The sequence below is a fragment of the Iodobacter fluviatilis genome (assembly GCF_900451195.1).
Taxonomy (GTDB): domain Bacteria; phylum Pseudomonadota; class Gammaproteobacteria; order Burkholderiales; family Chitinibacteraceae; genus Iodobacter; species Iodobacter fluviatilis.
Map to the genome: position 1 here is coordinate 1,742,393 of NZ_UGHR01000001.1, position 17,637 is coordinate 1,760,029.

Below are 17,637 nucleotides of genomic sequence, written 5' to 3' on the forward strand. Positions count from 1 at the left end.
AATATTGAAACACGGAGGCTACGGCGTTTCACGAAAAAACAAGGCATTAATTAAGTTGTTTTGTAAGATTTGAGTGTTTTAAAACCTTTGAAGTCAAGATTCGTATCGCTGCTAGTGGCAAGGGGCTTAAATCCCCCTTGAAGCACGCCGAAGCGAGGAATAAGCGGCTCGGGGTTTCGGAAAAGGGGTAGCGGGCTTGCTCCCGAGCAGCCTTTTTCGCCGAGGCGATTATCCGCAGCGAGGGGCCTTCGTGCTGGTCGGGGCGGCCTTCTTTGCGTACTAGGATTTCTGGCCGTTCAGAAATCAAATACTTCGCGGGGATGCCGCACCAAAATTAACGTGCCGAAGGCACTAAAAATACGATCACTGCGGAACATCAGTGACTAACACCCCCCTATCCTTTTCCATTGCCCTGCCGCCATATCCGGTGTGATATCGCTGCCGGGGCAGCCGCTTTCCAGTGTGCACTGGTAGAGGCTGTTGCCAAACTTAGCCCATGCCCCCCAGAGCAGATCTTTTTTTGCTACCCATGCGTAATTGCAGGCGTCACCGGGTGGGCTGGGTAAATCGCCCTGTGACGACCAGTTGATCTGGCTGCTCAGGGTGATGTATTGCGTTTCGCCGTAGCTATCCTGCCAGTCGATAACAAGCTGTACGCTACGCTCAACCTGGTAGAGTTTTTGCGGATCGGGCAACGTGGCGGCGGATGGTGGGTTTTTTGCAATCGGTGGGCAGCCAAAATCGGGGGCTAGCTGTGCGGGCTGGCTGATGTCTTTAATCAGAGTGATGCGGCGGTAGCTGGCGGTTTGCCGCTGTATGTTTTCCAGCTCTGCATTACCTGTGCCCTGATCGCCGCTGACGCTTAGTCCGCCAGAGGTGGTGCTGCTGCGCGGGCAAAGATTGCTCTGACGAAGTTTTTCCAGCTTATCCTCTGCAAGGAACACGGCTTCATTGCGATTTTGCGCGATGCTGTTGTTTTTTAAGGCGTTGGTTTGCAGGGCGTTTAATGCGAGGGCAGCAATGCCGATAATCAGCAGCGTGATCAGAATCTCCAGCATGGAAAAGCCGTTTTGCTTAGCGCTTAGCATTTTCCTTCCTTGCAGAAGTCATGCCAGCTACCCAGCTTATTGCCACTCAGATTGCCGCCGGCATTCGCACCAATAAACATGCGCTCATCGTATGCAACGTTAATCGATCCGGTTGATCCGGTGCCAGGTTTTTGCGCGCACAGGCCATATACACAGTCGCCCGGCGTATTGTCGAAAATGCCATTTAAAGCACCTTCAATATTGCCATTTACGGCCATTGCTCCTAATACCTGAATGTTGCCGCTAAAATGATTTGTAAACAGCATGCCGTTAATCAATAGGCTGTCCGATACCATATTGCCGCCTGTTCCCCCTGCTGTAAGTGCATTGCTGCCCGTGCCGCCAACCACCACAATGGCGGGGGCAAAACGGGGATAGCTGCTGCCAATGGCGCAGTTTTTTGGCGGGATGAAATCACCATTAATCCAAATTAGCCCCGTGGCGGCCGGGCAGCTGCTGACTATGCCGCTGCTGTCGGTTGGATTAATTTGTGTGGCTTGTTGTTTAAATTCTGCTGGGCTCATTCCAAAGACAGCGCTAAAAAGCTGGGCATTGCTCAGGGCCGATAAGGGGGTGTTATGAGTGCTGTCCGGGCTGAGCGGCGCGCCCCAATAGCCAAATTCCCCGCCGCTGGAAACATTGCACAGCGGCTTGGGCTGACCTGAGTTCGGATCCAGCGTCATGCTGCCGCTCATATCCACGTATCCCTTGATGGTGAGGGCTATTTTCTTGGGATTAAATTCGGCTTTGCGCGGAATGTCAAAGCCCCGTCTTACGACGGCGGCGGTTTGATCGCTACGTGCATCCGCGCAAAAAGGGCTCTGATCGCTGCTTTCATCGGCGCAGCCTTCGCTGCTGACGATGCCATTTTTTAAATCCACGCTGCTGCGCCAGGCCGTGTTGTCAGCATTGATTTCCAGCGAGCCAATTTTTTGAAAAAGGCTGACGGTTTTTTTTGAAAACAGATAATTATTTTTTTTGAATTGCTCAGAATAATCGTAGGAATCACTATTTACGATGACCGTATCCCAGCCACAGTTATTTGTACCTGGCGCAGGAGGAGGGGCTGATTGTATTTTCTTTAAAATGATGCCGTCGTAATTTGGATTGGCGTTAATGGCCTCAATATCGCGGCGCATTTGTAATAGCGTTGCCTGTGCGCCTGCTTCTGCAGCTTCAAAAGCTTGAGTTTGCTGATAGTGATTAACCGATGCTTTTTGAAAGATATAGCTGTTTTTGTTAGCGGATAAAACAAAAATAGTGGCGATTAAAGTCAGGATAAGGGTCACGGCCAATGCGGCAATGCCTTGCTGATAAATGGGGGTTTTCATCGTTGGAATCGCCTTATTCTTGTAAAAAAGGGCGATTGCGTAATTGTACATTCTGATTCAGATGTGCTTTGAATTTTCCCGCATTATCTGTGGCTTCTAAATCAATATCTAAGCTGTTGATCACCGTTTTTACTGTATTGCCTGCTTTTTCAAGCGAATATTGAGGTGTGATTTTAAATTGAGTAATGAGGATATTGCGTGGGCTGTTCAGGGGCTGCCACTGGCCATCATTGCAGCTGCTGGCGTTGTTTGAGGTCAGCATATTCACAAAATTGCCTGCTTTATCTGATGCTGTAAATTGAAAACCATGGGTGTTTTTATCAGGGAAATCCGGATTATGGTAGCGAAATAAAACGCAGCTTTGCCCCGCTGTATTAATAATCCATATTTTTCGCATTTCACTGATCTGATTGTCATCAGGATGATAGCCTGCACGGCGCAGATCGCGGCTGATCAAAGACAGCATGGCTTGGGTATCCTGCTGCAAAATAATACTGCGCTGAGTGTCTGTGCTGGTGAATAAATTGCTGAGTGATAAGCTGGAAATACCGGCAAGCAGCAATAGCCCCATGGCGGTGGCCAGCATCATTTCAATTAAAGATAAACCCTGCTGGGTATGAAGTTTTAAATGCATTCCGCATATTTTCCGAAAACTATGCTGCCCTTGGGGCGGCATAGGGTGGATAAGCCGGTTGCGGTAATTTGTAATTGCAGCTGGTATTTTCCGGATTGAAATTGAATAAACTGCTGCTGCGTAAAATCAGGCAGGCCATTGTAATTATGGAATTTATTTTCTTTTAATGCATCACTCAATGAGCTTAATTCAACCCCTCTATGCTCTTCTGATTTTTGCTGGCGCAGTAGGGTGCTGCCTTCACCGCAGGGGGTAACAGTACAAATTTGCAAAGACCAGTTTTGATTGCTCGTGCGTTTAGCCACATAAAAAACAGCGGGGCTGTGTGCACCGCCAAATTTAACCGCTGTACTGCGGGCAAACAACCAATCGTTTTGTGCTTCTAAAACAGCGCTTTGCAAACGATAGCGCTGCAACATGCCGGTAAAGCCGGGGATGGCGATGCTCAGGATAATGCCCAGCACAATCAGGGTGACCATTAATTCGATTAAGCTAAAAGCGAGGTGTTTACGCATTGGGCCATTTTTTGTGTTGCAGTTGTTGAGGTATAGCATGGGGGCGATGTCAGTTAATGACTTATATTGCGTGGTGTATGGCGGGCCGTGGCAGCGTTACGAAGGGGGCATATTTTACGCTTAAACAGGGCGTGCCGCTGCCGGACCAGATCAAAGGTTGGGCAGGAATTAACATCAATCAGCCCCGTAAATCAGATTTACGGGGCTGTGCAGGGGATTATATATATCTGACCCAGCGAACAACCGTGCTGGCTGCGCTGCCACTGCCACCTCCGCCGGGGGGGGAGGCGGTTTGGTCTGCTTTAAAACTATCGGGCAAATTAGTCAGAATAATTTTTGTACTATTTTGAATGGTGTTGCTGGTTTTGCTACCTAAAGCCAAGGCTGTAATATAGCCATGAATTTTTGTATCGCCCGTATTGCCATATAAATTGCCCGCCCAAACGCTGCCATAAATATCAGAGCTATTGGCAAAGCTGATATCGCCACCCTGGTAAACATCCTTCAGTGTGCTGCCCGCCATAGTAGAGAAATTGCCAATCCCGCCATCGATATCGCTATTCCAGTTTGTGGCAGAAGCACAAAACTGCGATGGAATTAATCCATAGTAAGTTTGATTGCAATAGCCAAGCGGTGAATAAATAGCCGAGCCTACTTTTCCTGAATACCCCGCATAGTTAGGCGCATAAATAGTGGCGGATGCTGTGGTTTTAAAATTTAATGTGGTGATAAAAGTATTGTAATAAGTACCATTTTGCACCGCTAAATGACCTTCAAACCACGCTACGCCGGGTGCAATTCCTTTACCATTAATGGTCCAGAGTTTTTTGCTGCTGTCATAAGAAAAGCAGGAGTTTGAGCTTGAAAACCCTTCACAAATTGTTTTTTGTGTATCAAGTGCGCGGCCTGTGCATTGAGCTGCCGATACCGGACCGGATACATTCGTACATAGATAGTCTTTCTGGCTAGTTCCAAAAGATCCAATATAGTAATCGCCTTCGGCGATGCCACTGATTCGTTTGACCTTTACTTTCATAAAGCCATCGTCATCAATATAAAAAGCGTAATTGGCTAAATCTTTATAAGCATAGGCATCAAAGCTATCGTCGGGAGTGAGCGTCACGATAGGCACATTCACGATTAAATCAGGTACAACGCTAATCATGCTGGTATCAAACCAATCCCCCGGCTTTTTTATGCCTAGTTTTACTTTGTCAAATTGGGGTTTGCCCGTTGCGCCTGTATAGCCAGAGGCCACGTCAAACTGGGGCAAGGTAGTGATTTCAAAATGATCGGTAGCAGGGTTAAAGCTATAAGCTGTTTGGTATCCGCTCTGAAATTTTGCGCCACCATTTGTGATATCCAGCGCGCCACCCGCCAAAAGATCGAGCACTTCCGTTGAATTTTTAACCGTGATATTGCCATTGGCTGCTGCATGAGGAATGGTGCCGTTATTGTCTAGTAAGATATTGCCGCGGGAGAGCAGGGCTTTGGAGCTAGTGCTGCCTGTGAGCGTGATATTTCCATTGGCGTGCAGCAAGCCAAAGCTGCTGCCAGAAGTAATGGTGATATTGCCCGTAGAGCGGATAACGCCAACGCCAGTAATTGAATTACCACTGGTTTCAACATTGCCGTTTACACGGATTTCCATATTATGCACATCACCCTCAAATAATTGGATGGCACCGCCCAGCTTTAAATCACTATTAAACATCACCACGCCTCTGGATGGGCGTACGGGGGGTGTGCCCGGTGTGACGACAATGCTGGCTGCCAGCCTTGAGCTGGAAGCTAGGCTGGTGCTGGTGCCAGCCAGACCGGTGACCACAATATTAAATTGGCTTGGCGGGCCTGCTGTTGCGCTGGTAACTTGCAGCGTGATATTGGGCACGCCGGTGAGGGTGATATTTTGCGGCGAGGTGGCCGCAGCCGTTGCCAGTGTTTGCAGCTGAGCGGCCGTCATATTGTTAAAAACAGCCTGGGCGATATCCAGCCCTTGCCATGCCCGCATCTGGGCCTGAGTAGCCGCCAGCGAGGTGTTTTGCTGCTCCTGCATCCCCTTTACATAGTAATTAGCGCCCAAAACAGTTGCGCCAAGTGCTAGGCCGACAAAAATAAGGATCAGAACCGTTGCCATGCCTTTTTGTGGGTTTTTCATGGGGAAACCACCAGATTGGATAAGCAGCTTTGCGAGCTGACTGGCTGCCCGATTGCATTGTTTGATTGGAGGGTGATGGTGGCTTTGCCAAGGCTTGCATAGCCAAATTGGCTGCAAGTGCCCGCAGTATTACTCAGCAAAAAATTAAAAGTGCCAAGGCTTGCAAGCGGTTTGCCTGTGGCCCAGTTGGCAGTAGACCATGTAGTAAGCCCCGCACAATTGATGGGGCCAAGCAGCAGCAGGCCTTTGTCTGGCGCAGCAAAGAGGGCTGAGCATTCAAAATTTGTCCCCAGATTACGCAGCCAGACTAGGGCATTGGCCGTTTTGTCATTGGCTGCAACCGTGCCGCTGAGCTTATTGCTTGCAGAGAAAGTAGCGCCTTTAAGCGCGATGATATTGTCACTGACTCTGGCGTTGTTAATGCCAAAGCCGGCGTCTTGCAGCAAAATGGGCGCAATGGTCATGGCGCTGGTTCTTTCAGCGTCTTGTTTGCTGATTTGGGTGGTATCTGCCGTAATTCTGATTGAATGGCGAAACAGGGTCAGCATGGCCAGGGCTGTAATCAGCGAGATGGTAATGCCTACCAGCAAGCTAATTAAAGAAACCCCGCTTTGCGATTTAATTGAGCGAAATAACACCATCGCCCCCAATCAGTTTCGCGTTTGTTACATCTTGTTTGGTGGTCAGAGCAGACGCTGTAATCGGTGAGTTGGCCGCCGCAGGAATATTAATCGTCTGCCCTGCAACCGTCGCAGTAAATGCATTGCGCTGGCATTGGGCAGTCAGCGCCACATTTTTATTCGCGACAGTAACCGAAGGGCTGGCCGCGGCACATAAAGCACTGACGCCCTCTGTTTGTGCGGCTGAACGTAGGGCAAACAGCGCCATGTTTTGCACCGATGTGTTTTTTTGTGCCACGGCCGTTTTGGCCACTAAAAAAGTCAGCCCAATCATAATCACGCCAAGCAGCACAATGGAAACCAGTGCCTCGATCATGGCGTCGCCTTTTTGTTTATACAAGCTTGCCATTAACGCGATCGCCTTTTTCTGTAATGGAGTAAGTCAGTGCTCTGGCGGCAAGGCCCGTTCTGTCCAGCTGAATGGTGGTGATATCGCTGCTGTCGCTGTCGCTGATGCTGACCGCGGCATTTTTTGCAAAAGCCGCTGACCAGATTGCAGTGCTGGCCGTGCAGCCGCCACCTGCCACATTGCCAGCGCAGATAAAGACTTTTTGCCCGGTAATTTGCAAGCCAGCTGCTGTGCCGTTGGCGTTTCTGATGGCCAGTGCTTTAGCTTTGGAGTGTGCCATTTTTAAAACGCTTTCTGATTTTTGCAAATCACTCAAAACCAGCCAGGAAGAGCCCAGAGAAACGGCTGTAAGCGTCAGCATGACAAAAATCACTATGGTCACCATCAGCTCAATCAGGCTGAAGCCTGCTTGCTTACCAGCTTGTGAATCCACAATCGGCTCCTGTTGCTTTTCGGTCGTTAGCGGAAGTCAGCTTGAGTGTGCAGGTGAATTTTGTGCTGATGGCAGTCAGGCTGTAGCTGTTTCTATCATCCGCAATAATTGTTTTGTAAGTAAAGTCGGATTGAGAGGGCTGCCAGCCGGTGACTAATGCCTTAGTCGTTTCCGTTGTATTGGTGGTTAGCTCGTCAATGACATTGCCATCGGCGCCAGTGAATTCGTAACTTAATCTGCGCTGTAGTTTTTGTTCGAAAAATAGCGATAAAGAAACTAAATCTCCTGCTGCAGATTTTGCTGCCGCTTGGCGGATATAACGCTGATAACTGGGAATGGCAATCGAGGCCAGAATGGCAATAATGGCCACAACAATCATCATTTCTATCAGAGTAAAACCATTCTTTTTCATAACAGCCCAAAAGATACCGAGTTAATTGAAATATTCTTATATTTTTTATGTTTTGATTAAGGCTAAAACTATAAAGTGCGCTCTTTATTCAGTGCGTCTTTATTTTTTTTGATTTGATTTAAATTTGCGTTATAAATTTCAGTTGCCTGTGTTTCTGCTTGAATCTGGCTCAGCAGATTTTCACGCAAATTAGGGTTTTTTTCTTCAGCGGCTCTTTTATATAGCTTGCTTAATTTTTCCCTGGATTCTGCAATGTTTTTTAAATTGCGCTGCTCCATATTGTTCAATATGGTCAGTGCTTCATTAGGGGCTGGCGTTGCAGGGCTGGAGGCTTGTGTGGCCGCAGCGGTAGCAGGTTTTACAATATGAACTTTAGCCTTAGGTGACATTGACGCAGCATCGCCAAAGCTTACGCTGCCATTGGCTTCTCTTTGTACATACACCGCGGAGGCCAGCAGGGTGCCGGATAAAAAGAAAATGCTTAAAGCAAAAAGGGTGCGGAGCATGATAAAACCTTCAGCAGGTGGAGTGTTTTGCTCGTCGTGAGGTGACACATTTTGAGTTTTATTTTTGCCAGCACTGGGCCGGGGAGCCGCTTGCATTGCCATGACTGATGGTCATCACCAATTCAGTGCAGCCTGTATCTTTACTTTGTGTTTTGCCCGCTTTGGCGGTAATGACATAGCCAGAGCCTGAGGGCTGGCTGACCTTTACTTCATAAAACCCACTATCGCTTGTGATGGTATCGCTGCTGCTTAGCTTGAGCCCAGATGCACCAAAATCGCTGGTGTAAGCGGTATTGTTTGCCCGCCACTTTTCTTCGGCCTGCTGGATTTTTGCAATCATCACCACGGCATCGCTGCGGCGGCTTTTTCGCACGCTGTCCTGGTAGCTTGGAAGGGCGATGGCCGCAAGAATGCCGATGATGGCTACGACGATCATCATTTCAATAAGTGTAAAGCCTCTGTTCATAAGGAATTCACTTAGGGTGTTTTATTTATGTAAGGAGATATTAGTGGTATTGACGAAAGGCGGCAATCTCTTTGTGCTATATAAGTATTTTGTTGTTTTGTCGATGGGTTGGGGTAAGTGTCGTGAAAATTATTAATGTGAATTGGTGGGGTTTAGTGTATATATTATTGTTTTTAAAAGATAATTTTGTGTTTTTGCCGTTATCTCAGAAATGTTTCTTTTGTGTTTTAAAGACGGAAATAGTAAATATATTTTGTGTTGTTTTGATGAAAATAGAGGGGAATATTTTTAAAGTGGTATTGCTTAAAATGTCTGGGGATAAAAAAATCCCCAGCAAAGTGTGCCGGGGATTTTGAGATGCCGCCTGACTAGGGTAGGAAAGTTGTGTTTAGTCCGGGGTCATTTTTTGATGCGCGGCCCGGCCCAGTCGGTCGTGTACTGCCAGCCAAGCGGGCTCATTAGGCGGAAGCACCAGTAAAATAGCATCCAGCCCCTGAGTATCTAAATCGCGCAAAGTGGCGTAAATCATTTGTGCGTATTCATCCGCGTTATCCGGCATCAGGATGTGCAGCGTGGTGTCATCCTGTGGCAAGGGCGCTTGTGTGTGCAATACCGCCAGCTTTTGCCCCGCTCTTGCCTGGGCTGCAGCCGCCATTTGTGTCTGATTGCCGGTTAATAGCGTGGTGCGCGGTGCATAGTGAGAATCCAATAAGCCTGAGGCACGAATCTTGGCGCTGCTGGCGTTTTGTAAGTGTTCAACGCTGTGGCCCAGCACGGCTTCAATTGCCTCACGGGCTACACCACCGGGGCGAAGTAAAACCGGGCGCGGGCCGATCAGGCTGATAATGGTTGATTCAACGCCCACGTCACAAGCGCCGCCATCCAGAATCAGCGACACACTTTCAGGACTGAATTCATCCCTTACATGTTGTGCGGTAGTGGGGCTGACATGGCCGAACTGATTGGCCGATGGGGCGGCAATGCCGCCGCCAAAGCGCTGCAATAGCTCGTGGGTAATTGGGTGATCAGGCGCGCGTAAACCTACACTGTCTTGCCCGCCGGTGACGGCATAGGAAACATGCGGTTGTTTTTTTAGGATTAGCGTCAGCGGGCCGGGCCAAAAAGCATCGGCCAGTTTCCATGCATCATCAGGGATCTCTGTGGCCCAATCACTGAGCTGTGCTTTTCCTGCAATATGCACAATGACAGGGTGATCGTTCGGGCGGCCTTTAGCGGCAAAAATTTTGGCCACGGCCAGTGGCTGAGCTGCATCTGCGGCTAAGCCATAAACTGTTTCAGTGGGAATGCCGACCAGCTCTCCGGCTTTAAGAAGGGCAAGGGCTTGATCCAGATCGCTAGTCATCAGAAGCTTTCATACAAAAGAGCGAATTATACCTTGATGTACAGCCAGCGCGAAGGCCGTTGTTTTAGTGCTTTCTTTAGGCCTGCAAGATGTTTAAGGTGGATATTCACGCGTGATACCATGCTGCAGCACTGGCCACTGGCCGTAATCTCAGAGAGGAAATATGCCTTTATTAGATAGTTTTACCGTTGATCACACCCGTATGCAGGCCCCTGCGGTGCGCGTTGCCAAAACCATGCTGACCCCAAGTAAAGACACGATCACTGTGTTTGATTTGCGTTTTAGCGTGCCTAATCAGGAAATTCTTTCTGAGCGCGGCATTCATACCCTAGAGCATTTATTTGCGGGCTTTATGCGTGACCATCTGAATGGCGATGGCGTAGAGATTATTGATATTTCGCCTATGGGCTGTCGTACTGGTTTTTATATGAGCTTATGCGGTGCCCCTAGCGAAGCGCGTGTGGCAAGTGCATGGAAGTTGGCGATGGAGGATGTTTTAAAGGTAAAAGAGCAAAGTGAGATTCCGGAGTTGAACGAATACCAGTGCGGTACTTTTGTGATGCATTCATTGGAAGAAGCACAAGGTATTGCAAAAAATGTGATTGCCCGAGGTATTGGCGTCAATCGCAATGATGAATTAGCACTCTCAGCGGAAAAGCTGCAGTCCCTTTAATTGGGTAGATGTAAAAAAGGCTGATTTTATATCAGCCTTTTTTTTGTTCATTAATGCGATAAATCGCTGCCTGCACTCATGGTTTGTTTTTTCATGACAAATAAAAGCGGCGTAACACATAGCATGGCAATGCCAAAAAGCATAAATAAATGTGCAAAAGACAGCATTTGCGCTTGTTTGGCAATTTGCTGGGCGAGGAGTGCCTGAGCTTTGATTGGGGCGAGTGTTTCTGGTGTGCCCATAAACAATAAGCGGCTTTTTAATCCGGCAATACGCTCTATAGTCTGAGCACTATTGCTAATCACATGCTCGTTCAGCGCAGCCCGTTTTGCATCGCCTAATTGGGCGAGGAGCGTGGCAGAGAGCGCAATGCCGACACTGCCGCCTAATTGGCGGGTTAAGTTATATAAGCCCGCTGCATTAGGAATTTGCTGCGGCAAAATATTGGCCATGGTTAGCGCATTCAGTGGCATAAAAATCATCCCCAGCCCTAAGCCGCGAATGATCATGGGCCAAAGAAAGTCATTCATGCCGGAATCGGTCGTGAAATGATAATGCTGCCACATTCCATACATAAACAGCATGGCGCCAAGGGCAATCAGCGCTCTGGCAGAAACACCCCGCGCAACTAATTTTGCAGAAATAGGCATGGCTAAACCCGATGCCATCGCTGAAGGTAAAATCATTAATCCCGTTTGCCATGCGGTATAGCCCATTAAGCTTTGCACATAAACAGGAAAAATAAATACGGTTGAAAAGAGCGATGCACCCAGCAAAAATGTCATGACTAAGCCCGCAGAAAATTGCGGGTCTTTACAGATGGATAAATCAACAATGGGGTGTTTGATTTCCAGCTGGCGGATAATAAATAAGCTGAGTGAAAAAAAACTAATCAGCGCATAGCTGATAATTTCGGGAGAGGTAAACCATTCTAAGCGCTCGCCTCTTTCCAGTAGTAATTGTAAAGTGGCAATGCCAGTGGCCATTAAAATCAAACCGATATAGTCGATTTTGTTAATGGCTTGTTGGTGTTTGGCTTCCGGCATATAGAGCAGCGTCAGAAACAGCGCAATACCGCCGAGTGGCAGATTAATATAAAAAATCCACGGCCATGAATATTGATCGGTCAGCCAGCCGCCTAAAGTAGGTCCCAGCATCGGGCCTGTCATAATCCCCATGCCAAAAATAGCCATGGCCGTGCCCATTTCCTTGCTGGGAAAGGTATCAAATAAAGTAGATTGGGCAGTGGCAATTAAACCGCCCCCGCCTAAACCCTGCACAATCCGCCAGAAAACAAGGCCTCCTAAGCTGGTGGCATTACCGCAGGCAAATGAAGAAAAAATAAACAGGGCAATTGATAAAATAAAGTAATTTCTGCGGCCAAATAATTGCGCCAGAAAGCCAGAAATAGGCAGAACAATTACATTGGCCACTACATAGCCAATGGATACCCAAGTGATTTCATCCAGTGTTGCGCCAAGGCTACCCATCATATGCGGCACAGCAACATTCACAATACTAGTATCTAATAATTCCAATACGCAGGCCAGCGTTACAGACATCGCAATAATATAGCGATGCGCGTAAATACGCTCCGGCGTATCTGATCGGGATAAACCCGGCAAAATGGCTTTCATATCGCCTCTTTATGGTCTGATAAGGCTTTTCGCCCAAACTGTGATTCTGTGCATGCGGATAGTTTGGGATTAAAGCCCATTGCTGTATTTTGCAATTAATTCATTACGGCGTATGAATTGTTACATTCACCGACAGACCAGGGCGCAATGGATTTTTTTTAGGTAATTCATCTAAAACAATTTTCACAGGAACACGTTGTACCACTTTTGTGAAATTGCCAGTTGAGTTATCTGCGGGTAATAGCGTAAAGCGCGCACCGGTAGCAGGGCTGAATGAATCAACCTTTCCTTTTAGTTTTAAATCCGGAAAAGCATCGACTTCAATTTCAGCTTCCTGGCCCAGCTTAATTTGCTTGAGTTCAGTTTCTTTTAAATTGGCAATGACCCAAATTTTATCCGTAGGTACTAAATACATGAGTGTCTGGCCTGCTTGAATCATCTGGCCCGGCTCGACCGCTTTTTTGCTGATTACCCCGGAGGCAGGGGCATAGACTTGTGTGTCAATCAGCTGATTGCGTGCAAATTGTAAGGTAGCTTCTGCGGCCATGGCTTTAGCCTGAGCAGACTTAAGGCCAGCAGAAGAAACAGCAACTTGCTGGTCGGCGGCGTTTGCGCTTTCTTTTGAAGTGCGTAGGGCAGATTCAAGCGCACTGACGCGGGCATCGGCTGCTTTAAGTAAGGCTTCTGCACTATCTAATGCGGATTGGCTCAGCATTTTTTGAGCGGCCAGCTCTTTGCTGCGGGATAAATCTTTGCGTGCTTTCAATGCATTGGCACGGGCTTCGGTAATCTGTGCTTCGGCCGTGTGGGATTGCGCAGTAGCGGCTGCTGCATTGGCCGTTGCAGCGCCAATACGTGCAAGCGCTTCTCCAGGTTGTTTATCGTGGCCGGCTGCAGATAGGGCCTGGCGGTAGTCGGCTTCTGCTTGTGCAACTTTGACTTGATAGTCACGCGGATCAAGCTCGATGAGTAAGGATTTTTGCGGCATTAGCTGATTGTCGCTGACAGGAACCGCTTTTACATAGCCACTTACCCGGGCTGCTATGGGCACAATATGCCCTTCTAACTGAGCATTATCGCTGCTGATATGGTGGTTTCCCCACCACCAGCGGTAGCCTAAAAAACACAAAATAAGCAGGAAAATAATCGCAAGAATGCTGCGTGCAGGTGAGGCAGGTTTAGTGCTCATAGCGTGTGCTCCGGGGCGATGGCAATGCCATGCAAAACGATGTCGAGGTGAAATTGGGCGAGTTGGTTTAAGTCGTAAGTAATTGGATCTTGTCTGGCATAGGTGTGTCGCCAGATGCTGGTCAGCAAAATAGGTGAAAATAATACTCTGGCCAGCATGTCGGGGTTAGTCTGGCGAAACTCACCGCTGTCTATTCCGGCCTGGATGAGTTTGATAAGCAGAAGTCGTGATCGCTTGACCACAGTTTCAATATAAAAATCGGTTAAATCAGGGAAGTTGCCTGCTTCAGAAATCATGAGCTTGGAAATACTGCCCTTGCAGTCATTGAGCGCGGTGGCCCAGCTGGCAATTGCGGTGCGCAGACGCTGTGTGGCTGATTCGGTGCTGTTGACGGCCAGCTCTTCAATCCTATCGAGATTAGGATGGATGGTTTCGCTGATTGCGGCTTTAAAGAGGGCTTCTTTATTAGAAAAATAGAGGTAAACCGTACCTTTAGTTACACCTGCAGCACGCGCGACATCATCCAGCTTGGTTGCTGAATAGCCTTTTTGGTGAAACAAAATAAGTGCGGCCTCGATAATCTCGCCAGGGCGGGCTTCTTTGCGTCTTTGGCGCGTGCGCGTGATGTCAGTCACTCTGTTTTCTGCCTAATAACTAACCGGTCAGTCATTAAATAGATAGCTTTGGGCGATGTCAAGAATCAGCCAGGGTTGATGGCCTAAAAATGGGGAGGGTTCAGTGTGCAGGCAAAAAAAATCTGGCAGACGATAGTCTGCCAGATACTTGGCTCAGGCTTGTTGCAAGGCGCAGATCAGAAACGTTCTGGCAGCTTTTGCAGCAGGATGATGCGTTTGTTTTCAAGGCGGATATAGCCACCAAAAACGAGTTCTTTCAGAATACGGGCAATCATTTCACGGGAAGATCCCACGCGATCAGCGATGGCTTGCTGGGTGAGTGGCTCGGAAATCATTTCCTGTCCGTCCGCTTCGGTTAGCATGCCTTCAAATAAGGCGCGAACGCGGCCATAGACATCCAGCAAGGCCAGATTTTTCATGGTGAGCGAGAGGCGGCGAACCATGCGGGCCAGATTCATAATCAGCTGGTCTTTAGCGTTAGGCAGGGCATTCAGTGCTTCGCGGAAGTCTTGTTTGGAGAACATCAGGAAGGATGAATCGTCTTCAGTTTGGGTAGACCATGAGCGGGGCTCATCATCAATCAAAGATACTTCGCCAAATACATCGCCCGGCTCGCCAATCATAAAGACAAATTCTTTGCCCTGATTGTCGCTGGTAAATGAGCGTGTACGGCCTTCCAGTAGGATATACATGGATTCGCCAGGGTCGCCTTCGCGGAACAGGAAGGTACCTTTAGGAAGGTGACGTTTTACCGCTGCATTTAAAACAATGTCTAAATCTTCATCAGCAAAATCTTGAAAAATGGCAGATTGCGATAAAAAGTTTTTAAGTAAATGATGGTCCATGAGGGTTATATCTCCGTGGCTCAGTGCCTATTTCTGGCAATATTGGGTGTTAAAAATGTTCGGGTAATTTTTGTAATAATTCAATTCGTCGATTTTCAATGCGAATATAGTTGCCAAATACCAGCTCACGCATTAATTTTGCGATCATTTCTCTGGATGAGCCTACTCGGTCTGCGATTGCTTGCTGGGAAAGCGCATCTTCAATATAGCGCCGCCCGTTCACGTCTATGGCTAAATCCTCAAGTAGTAGGCGCATACGGCCATATACGTCCTTGAGTGCTAAAGATTTCACCATATTTGCTAGGTAACGATTGTAACGAATCATATTCCGCAGCAAGTTATTGTTAAGTAATGGTGTTTTTTCAAGGAGTTCAAGAAAAGACGTTTTGCTGATGCTGAGTAATTGGCAGTCTTCGGCCGCGTCTATAGAGAGCGAGCGGGGTTCTTCATCAATTAATGCCATTTCGCCAAAGCTGGTTCCAGCGGTGGCTACATAAAAGACAAATTCTTTACCGGTATCGGCGCTGGAAAAACAGCGCAATCGCCCTTCGATCAGGATATACATTGATTCGGCAATATCACCTTCTGCAAAGAGCAGCGAGCCTTTGCTGAGGGTGCGCCGGTTCGAGATCTTTTCAATGGCGGCCAGAATCTCATCGTCCAAGTCTGTAAAAAGCGGGACGGTAGAGAGTAATTGGCGAAGTGTTTCATTTTTAGTCATTAGTGCCCTGTTTTTTCGGCGTCAGCAGGCTTTTCTTCGGATGCATCAGTTTTTTCCACTTTTTTTTCAGCTGGCGCTGGTTCGTCTTCAGGTGGCGCAATTACGTCAATCTTTTTTTGCTGCATGTATTCATTCATTTCTTTCCAGCCAGCAAAAATGTCGGCTTTGGGAATTCGGATATTACGGCGGTAACAATCTTCAAGTGCACGGCCACTATGTCTGCAGGCCGCACCAATTGCTTTGCCATTGGCTTGTTGCTTGTTTACGACTTCCATGACCTTATCGCAGCCTGTGAGGGTAATTAATCCAAGCAGCATAATAATAAGACGACGCATTTTTATAGCCAGTATGTCAATAGTATTGTTATTAGTGTAAGCGAAAAATCAGGCTGCTGTTCAGGCATATTATTTTTACCAAAACAAAGACCGACGAGAGTCGGTCTTTGTTGTTTACGGGTCAATACAGCCTTATAGCTGCTGAATCCCAGCGACCATCCAGCGCGGGTCGCCGTTAATAGGGCGTACAAAATGCCATATTTCTTGGAATGGCGCAGGTGCAGAGTGAAGTGATTCACTCACTTTGCCGTAAAAGCGCACGCTGGAAACCATTCTGCCTTCTTCGGTTGCGCAATCGACAAGCTCTGCATTGAGCTCGGGAAACTCTGCAGGCTCGTCATTACCTGAGATTTCCTGGCTTAGCTCGTTAAACAGCTCAGGCGTTAAGTATTTGCGCATTTCATTGACTTGCTCAGCCGAGTGCAGGGTTTGCATATGCATAAAACTGCCTCGTGCCTGACGCAAGAATGCCGCTGTTTCTGTGCCATCTGGCAGGCGGGTAATGCCCGAGGCCGAAGTAACGGCTGCTGCCTGATCACCCATGCGAAAAACGCGGTCTGTTTGTGCGCTGTCTTGGTTTGGCATGCCTGCAAATGCAGGGCTGGCTGCTAATGCAGCTTCTTTACGACGGCGCATCATCCGCATGGCAAAGTAGCCGCCTGCGCCCAATAGTAGTAATAAGCCCCATGGGAAGCCGCCACCAGCAGATTGCGAAGTGCCGGAAGCATTGTTTGAATTAAGCAGGTTGCCTAATAAATAGCCGCCCAATGCACCCGCAGCGACACCGCCAATGATCGAGCCCATGCCACTGCGTTGTGGCTGGGGTGAGGCTTGTCCGGGTTGCTGTGCAGGAGCAACATTGCGCTGAGGAGGTGGTGCTGCCGGGCGCGTCGTCTGGCTGCGTTGCATGCCGCTGGAGCGGCCGCCACCCACACGCTTTGCTTCGGCCATGCCGCTGGCAAATAACGATGCAGTGAGTAGGGTAACCATCAGAGTACGACTAAATTGGCTCATGCCAAGTCCTTGCGTTGAATCATTCAATACATGCTTAGTGAGGTTGAATGCAGGAAAGTTCAAGTCATTCTGCAAATAAATGCAAAATGACTTGAACTTTGAATACAGCAGGGGATTGGGCGGAGGTTGTGCTGCGCGGGCGATTTTTGCAGATGTTATAGGCTCAGTGACGCTGAATGCTGTATTTGCCTTGATCTTGCCTTGATCGCTTTATGCGAAATTCCGTTGGGTGTGATGGGAAACATCGCCCATGCAGGCGGATGTTTTCAAATCATTTCAGGCGCGATGGCCCCGCTCGATCGTGACGCCTACCCGGCCAACCTCATGCAAGATGCCCAGTTTGGTGACAGAAACCTTGGCCCATGGTGCGCCAAAATCTTGCATGATGAGCTGTGCAATATGCTCTGCGAGGGCTTCAAGTAGTAGGAAATGGCGTTCTTCAAGCACTTTGCGAATGTGTCTGACTACCGCATCGTAATCAATGGTATCGACTAAGTCATCGCTGGCACAGGCACGTGCAGAAGGGATGCCAATTTCCAGATCAAGCTCTACAACTTGCGGCGCAACGCGCTCCCAGTCATACCAGCCAATAAGGGTGCGCGCACGCACTTCGTGTAAATAGATAATGTCCATGATGGGGTGACTTAATGGGT

22 protein-coding genes are annotated in these 17,637 nt (G+C 48.2%); 2 read left to right on the forward strand and 20 right to left on the reverse strand.

Annotation, left to right across the window (positions count from 1 at the left end):
• Window positions 1-383: 383 nt before the first annotated feature.
• The 11 genes from DYD62_RS07910 to DYD62_RS07960 all read right to left on the reverse strand — a co-directional run bounded on the left by DYD62_RS07910 (window position 384) and on the right by DYD62_RS07960 (window position 8,572).
• The gene (locus DYD62_RS07910; RefSeq protein WP_115226824.1) at window positions 384-1,088 is read right to left on the reverse strand and encodes a type IV pilus modification PilV family protein; all 705 of its coding nucleotides are present in this window, start codon (window positions 1,086-1,088) and stop codon (window positions 384-386) included.
• Window positions 1,082-2,419 carry a pilus assembly PilX family protein gene (locus tag DYD62_RS07915; protein ID WP_115226825.1) on the reverse strand — a complete coding sequence of 446 codons (1,338 nt, stop codon included), beginning with the start codon at window positions 2,417-2,419 and terminating at the stop codon, window positions 1,082-1,084. The genes DYD62_RS07910 and DYD62_RS07915 overlap by 7 nt, the downstream gene beginning before the upstream one ends.
• Before the next feature lie 13 nt (window positions 2,420-2,432).
• The gene (locus tag DYD62_RS07920; protein ID WP_115226826.1) at window positions 2,433-3,053 is read right to left on the reverse strand and encodes a PilW family protein; all 621 of its coding nucleotides are present in this window, start codon (window positions 3,051-3,053) and stop codon (window positions 2,433-2,435) included.
• Window positions 3,044-3,568, reverse strand: a complete 525-nt coding sequence (locus tag DYD62_RS07925; protein WP_165928601.1) for a pilus assembly FimT family protein — start codon at window positions 3,566-3,568, stop codon at window positions 3,044-3,046. The genes DYD62_RS07920 and DYD62_RS07925 overlap by 10 nt, the downstream gene beginning before the upstream one ends.
• 217 nt (window positions 3,569-3,785) lie before the next feature.
• On the reverse strand, window positions 3,786-5,726 hold the full coding sequence (locus tag DYD62_RS07930; RefSeq protein WP_115226828.1) for a hypothetical protein: 1,941 nt from the start codon (window positions 5,724-5,726) through the stop codon (window positions 3,786-3,788).
• The gene (locus DYD62_RS07935; protein ID WP_115226829.1) at window positions 5,723-6,367 is read right to left on the reverse strand and encodes a hypothetical protein; all 645 of its coding nucleotides are present in this window, start codon (window positions 6,365-6,367) and stop codon (window positions 5,723-5,725) included. The genes DYD62_RS07930 and DYD62_RS07935 overlap by 4 nt, the downstream gene beginning before the upstream one ends.
• Window positions 6,345-6,755, reverse strand: coding sequence for a type IV pilus modification PilV family protein (locus tag DYD62_RS07940; protein WP_115226830.1), 411 nt, complete (start codon window positions 6,753-6,755; stop codon window positions 6,345-6,347). The genes DYD62_RS07935 and DYD62_RS07940 overlap by 23 nt, the downstream gene beginning before the upstream one ends.
• A complete protein-coding gene (locus DYD62_RS07945) occupies window positions 6,739-7,188 on the reverse strand; it encodes a pilus assembly FimT family protein (RefSeq protein WP_165928602.1) in 450 nt (149 codons plus the stop codon). Before DYD62_RS07945 ends, DYD62_RS07940 begins: the two co-directional genes overlap by 17 nt.
• Window positions 7,169-7,600, reverse strand: a complete 432-nt coding sequence (locus tag DYD62_RS07950) for a type IV pilin protein (protein ID WP_115226832.1) — start codon at window positions 7,598-7,600, stop codon at window positions 7,169-7,171. Before DYD62_RS07950 ends, DYD62_RS07945 begins: the two co-directional genes overlap by 20 nt.
• Before the next feature lie 68 nt (window positions 7,601-7,668).
• Entirely contained in the window at window positions 7,669-8,106 is a 438-nt protein-coding gene (locus tag DYD62_RS07955; RefSeq protein ID WP_132038612.1) for a hypothetical protein, read from the reverse strand.
• Window positions 8,107-8,164: 58 nt separating this feature from the next.
• Window positions 8,165-8,572, reverse strand: coding sequence for a type IV pilin protein (locus DYD62_RS07960; protein WP_115226834.1), 408 nt, complete (start codon window positions 8,570-8,572; stop codon window positions 8,165-8,167).
• Between the two features lie 122 nt (window positions 8,573-8,694).
• Between DYD62_RS07960 and DYD62_RS07965 the strand changes: the two genes are divergently transcribed.
• On the forward strand, window positions 8,695-8,928 hold the full coding sequence (locus tag DYD62_RS07965; protein ID WP_115226835.1) for a hypothetical protein: 234 nt from the start codon (window positions 8,695-8,697) through the stop codon (window positions 8,926-8,928).
• 32 nt (window positions 8,929-8,960) lie between these two features.
• On the opposite strand, the gene DYD62_RS07970 is transcribed toward DYD62_RS07965, so the two are convergent.
• On the reverse strand, window positions 8,961-9,935 hold the full coding sequence (locus DYD62_RS07970; protein WP_115226836.1) for an L-threonylcarbamoyladenylate synthase: 975 nt from the start codon (window positions 9,933-9,935) through the stop codon (window positions 8,961-8,963).
• Between the two features lie 163 nt (window positions 9,936-10,098).
• Here DYD62_RS07970 and luxS point away from each other — a divergent pair, with 163 nt between their 5' ends.
• Complete coding sequence (gene luxS / locus DYD62_RS07975) at window positions 10,099-10,608, forward strand: S-ribosylhomocysteine lyase (RefSeq protein ID WP_115226837.1); 510 nt, start codon at window positions 10,099-10,101, stop codon at window positions 10,606-10,608.
• A 50-nt stretch (window positions 10,609-10,658) separates the two neighbouring features.
• Here luxS and DYD62_RS07980 read toward each other — a convergent pair whose 3' ends face one another.
• The 8 genes from DYD62_RS07980 to DYD62_RS08015 form a co-directional block, all read right to left on the reverse strand.
• A complete protein-coding gene (locus tag DYD62_RS07980) occupies window positions 10,659-12,245 on the reverse strand; it encodes a DHA2 family efflux MFS transporter permease subunit (protein WP_115226838.1) in 1,587 nt (528 codons plus the stop codon).
• 103 nt (window positions 12,246-12,348) lie between these two features.
• Complete coding sequence (locus DYD62_RS07985; RefSeq protein ID WP_115226839.1) at window positions 12,349-13,434, reverse strand: HlyD family secretion protein; 1,086 nt, start codon at window positions 13,432-13,434, stop codon at window positions 12,349-12,351.
• Window positions 13,431-14,069 carry a TetR/AcrR family transcriptional regulator gene (locus tag DYD62_RS07990; RefSeq protein ID WP_115226840.1) on the reverse strand — a complete coding sequence of 213 codons (639 nt, stop codon included), beginning with the start codon at window positions 14,067-14,069 and terminating at the stop codon, window positions 13,431-13,433. The genes DYD62_RS07985 and DYD62_RS07990 overlap by 4 nt, the downstream gene beginning before the upstream one ends.
• A gap of 176 nt (window positions 14,070-14,245) precedes the next feature.
• Complete coding sequence (locus tag DYD62_RS07995; RefSeq protein WP_099399119.1) at window positions 14,246-14,914, reverse strand: Crp/Fnr family transcriptional regulator; 669 nt, start codon at window positions 14,912-14,914, stop codon at window positions 14,246-14,248.
• A 49-nt stretch (window positions 14,915-14,963) separates the two neighbouring features.
• The gene (locus DYD62_RS08000; RefSeq protein WP_115226841.1) at window positions 14,964-15,635 is read right to left on the reverse strand and encodes a Crp/Fnr family transcriptional regulator; all 672 of its coding nucleotides are present in this window, start codon (window positions 15,633-15,635) and stop codon (window positions 14,964-14,966) included.
• Complete coding sequence (locus DYD62_RS08005) at window positions 15,635-15,970, reverse strand: hypothetical protein (RefSeq protein ID WP_115226842.1); 336 nt, start codon at window positions 15,968-15,970, stop codon at window positions 15,635-15,637. Before DYD62_RS08005 ends, DYD62_RS08000 begins: the two co-directional genes overlap by 1 nt.
• A gap of 132 nt (window positions 15,971-16,102) precedes the next feature.
• Window positions 16,103-16,984, reverse strand: coding sequence for a Tim44 domain-containing protein (locus DYD62_RS08010; RefSeq protein ID WP_115226843.1), 882 nt, complete (start codon window positions 16,982-16,984; stop codon window positions 16,103-16,105).
• A gap of 276 nt (window positions 16,985-17,260) precedes the next feature.
• Window positions 17,261-17,617 carry a dihydroneopterin aldolase gene (locus tag DYD62_RS08015; RefSeq protein ID WP_099399115.1) on the reverse strand — a complete coding sequence of 119 codons (357 nt, stop codon included), beginning with the start codon at window positions 17,615-17,617 and terminating at the stop codon, window positions 17,261-17,263.
• Window positions 17,618-17,637: the final 20 nt, after the last annotated feature.

Bases quoted from the DNA above. Each gene is read 5' to 3' on its own strand.
- DYD62_RS07910 (WP_115226824.1), bottom strand. From the start codon at position 1,088: ATGCTAAGCGCTAAGCAAAACGGCTTTTCCATGCTGGAGATTCTGATC.
- DYD62_RS07915 (WP_115226825.1), bottom strand. From the start codon at position 2,419: ATGAAAACCCCCATTTATCAGCAAGGCATTGCCGCATTGGCCGTGACC.
- DYD62_RS07920 (WP_115226826.1), bottom strand. From the start codon at position 3,053: ATGCATTTAAAACTTCATACCCAGCAGGGTTTATCTTTAATTGAAATG.
- DYD62_RS07925 (WP_165928601.1), bottom strand. From the start codon at position 3,568: ATGCGTAAACACCTCGCTTTTAGCTTAATCGAATTAATGGTCACCCTG.
- DYD62_RS07930 (WP_115226828.1), bottom strand. From the start codon at position 5,726: ATGAAAAACCCACAAAAAGGCATGGCAACGGTTCTGATCCTTATTTTT.
- DYD62_RS07935 (WP_115226829.1), bottom strand. From the start codon at position 6,367: ATGGTGTTATTTCGCTCAATTAAATCGCAAAGCGGGGTTTCTTTAATT.
- DYD62_RS07940 (WP_115226830.1), bottom strand. From the start codon at position 6,755: ATGGCAAGCTTGTATAAACAAAAAGGCGACGCCATGATCGAGGCACTG.
- DYD62_RS07950 (WP_115226832.1), bottom strand. From the start codon at position 7,600: ATGAAAAAGAATGGTTTTACTCTGATAGAAATGATGATTGTTGTGGCC.
- DYD62_RS07955 (WP_132038612.1), bottom strand. From the start codon at position 8,106: ATGCTCCGCACCCTTTTTGCTTTAAGCATTTTCTTTTTATCCGGCACC.
- DYD62_RS07960 (WP_115226834.1), bottom strand. From the start codon at position 8,572: ATGAACAGAGGCTTTACACTTATTGAAATGATGATCGTCGTAGCCATC.
- DYD62_RS07970 (WP_115226836.1), bottom strand. From the start codon at position 9,935: ATGACTAGCGATCTGGATCAAGCCCTTGCCCTTCTTAAAGCCGGAGAG.
- luxS (WP_115226837.1), top strand. From the start codon at position 10,099: ATGCCTTTATTAGATAGTTTTACCGTTGATCACACCCGTATGCAGGCC.
- DYD62_RS07980 (WP_115226838.1), bottom strand. From the start codon at position 12,245: ATGAAAGCCATTTTGCCGGGTTTATCCCGATCAGATACGCCGGAGCGT.
- DYD62_RS07985 (WP_115226839.1), bottom strand. From the start codon at position 13,434: ATGAGCACTAAACCTGCCTCACCTGCACGCAGCATTCTTGCGATTATT.
- DYD62_RS07995 (WP_099399119.1), bottom strand. From the start codon at position 14,914: ATGGACCATCATTTACTTAAAAACTTTTTATCGCAATCTGCCATTTTT.
- DYD62_RS08000 (WP_115226841.1), bottom strand. From the start codon at position 15,635: ATGACTAAAAATGAAACACTTCGCCAATTACTCTCTACCGTCCCGCTT.
- DYD62_RS08005 (WP_115226842.1), bottom strand. From the start codon at position 15,970: ATGCGTCGTCTTATTATTATGCTGCTTGGATTAATTACCCTCACAGGC.
- DYD62_RS08010 (WP_115226843.1), bottom strand. From the start codon at position 16,984: ATGAGCCAATTTAGTCGTACTCTGATGGTTACCCTACTCACTGCATCG.
- DYD62_RS08015 (WP_099399115.1), bottom strand. From the start codon at position 17,617: ATGGACATTATCTATTTACACGAAGTGCGTGCGCGCACCCTTATTGGC.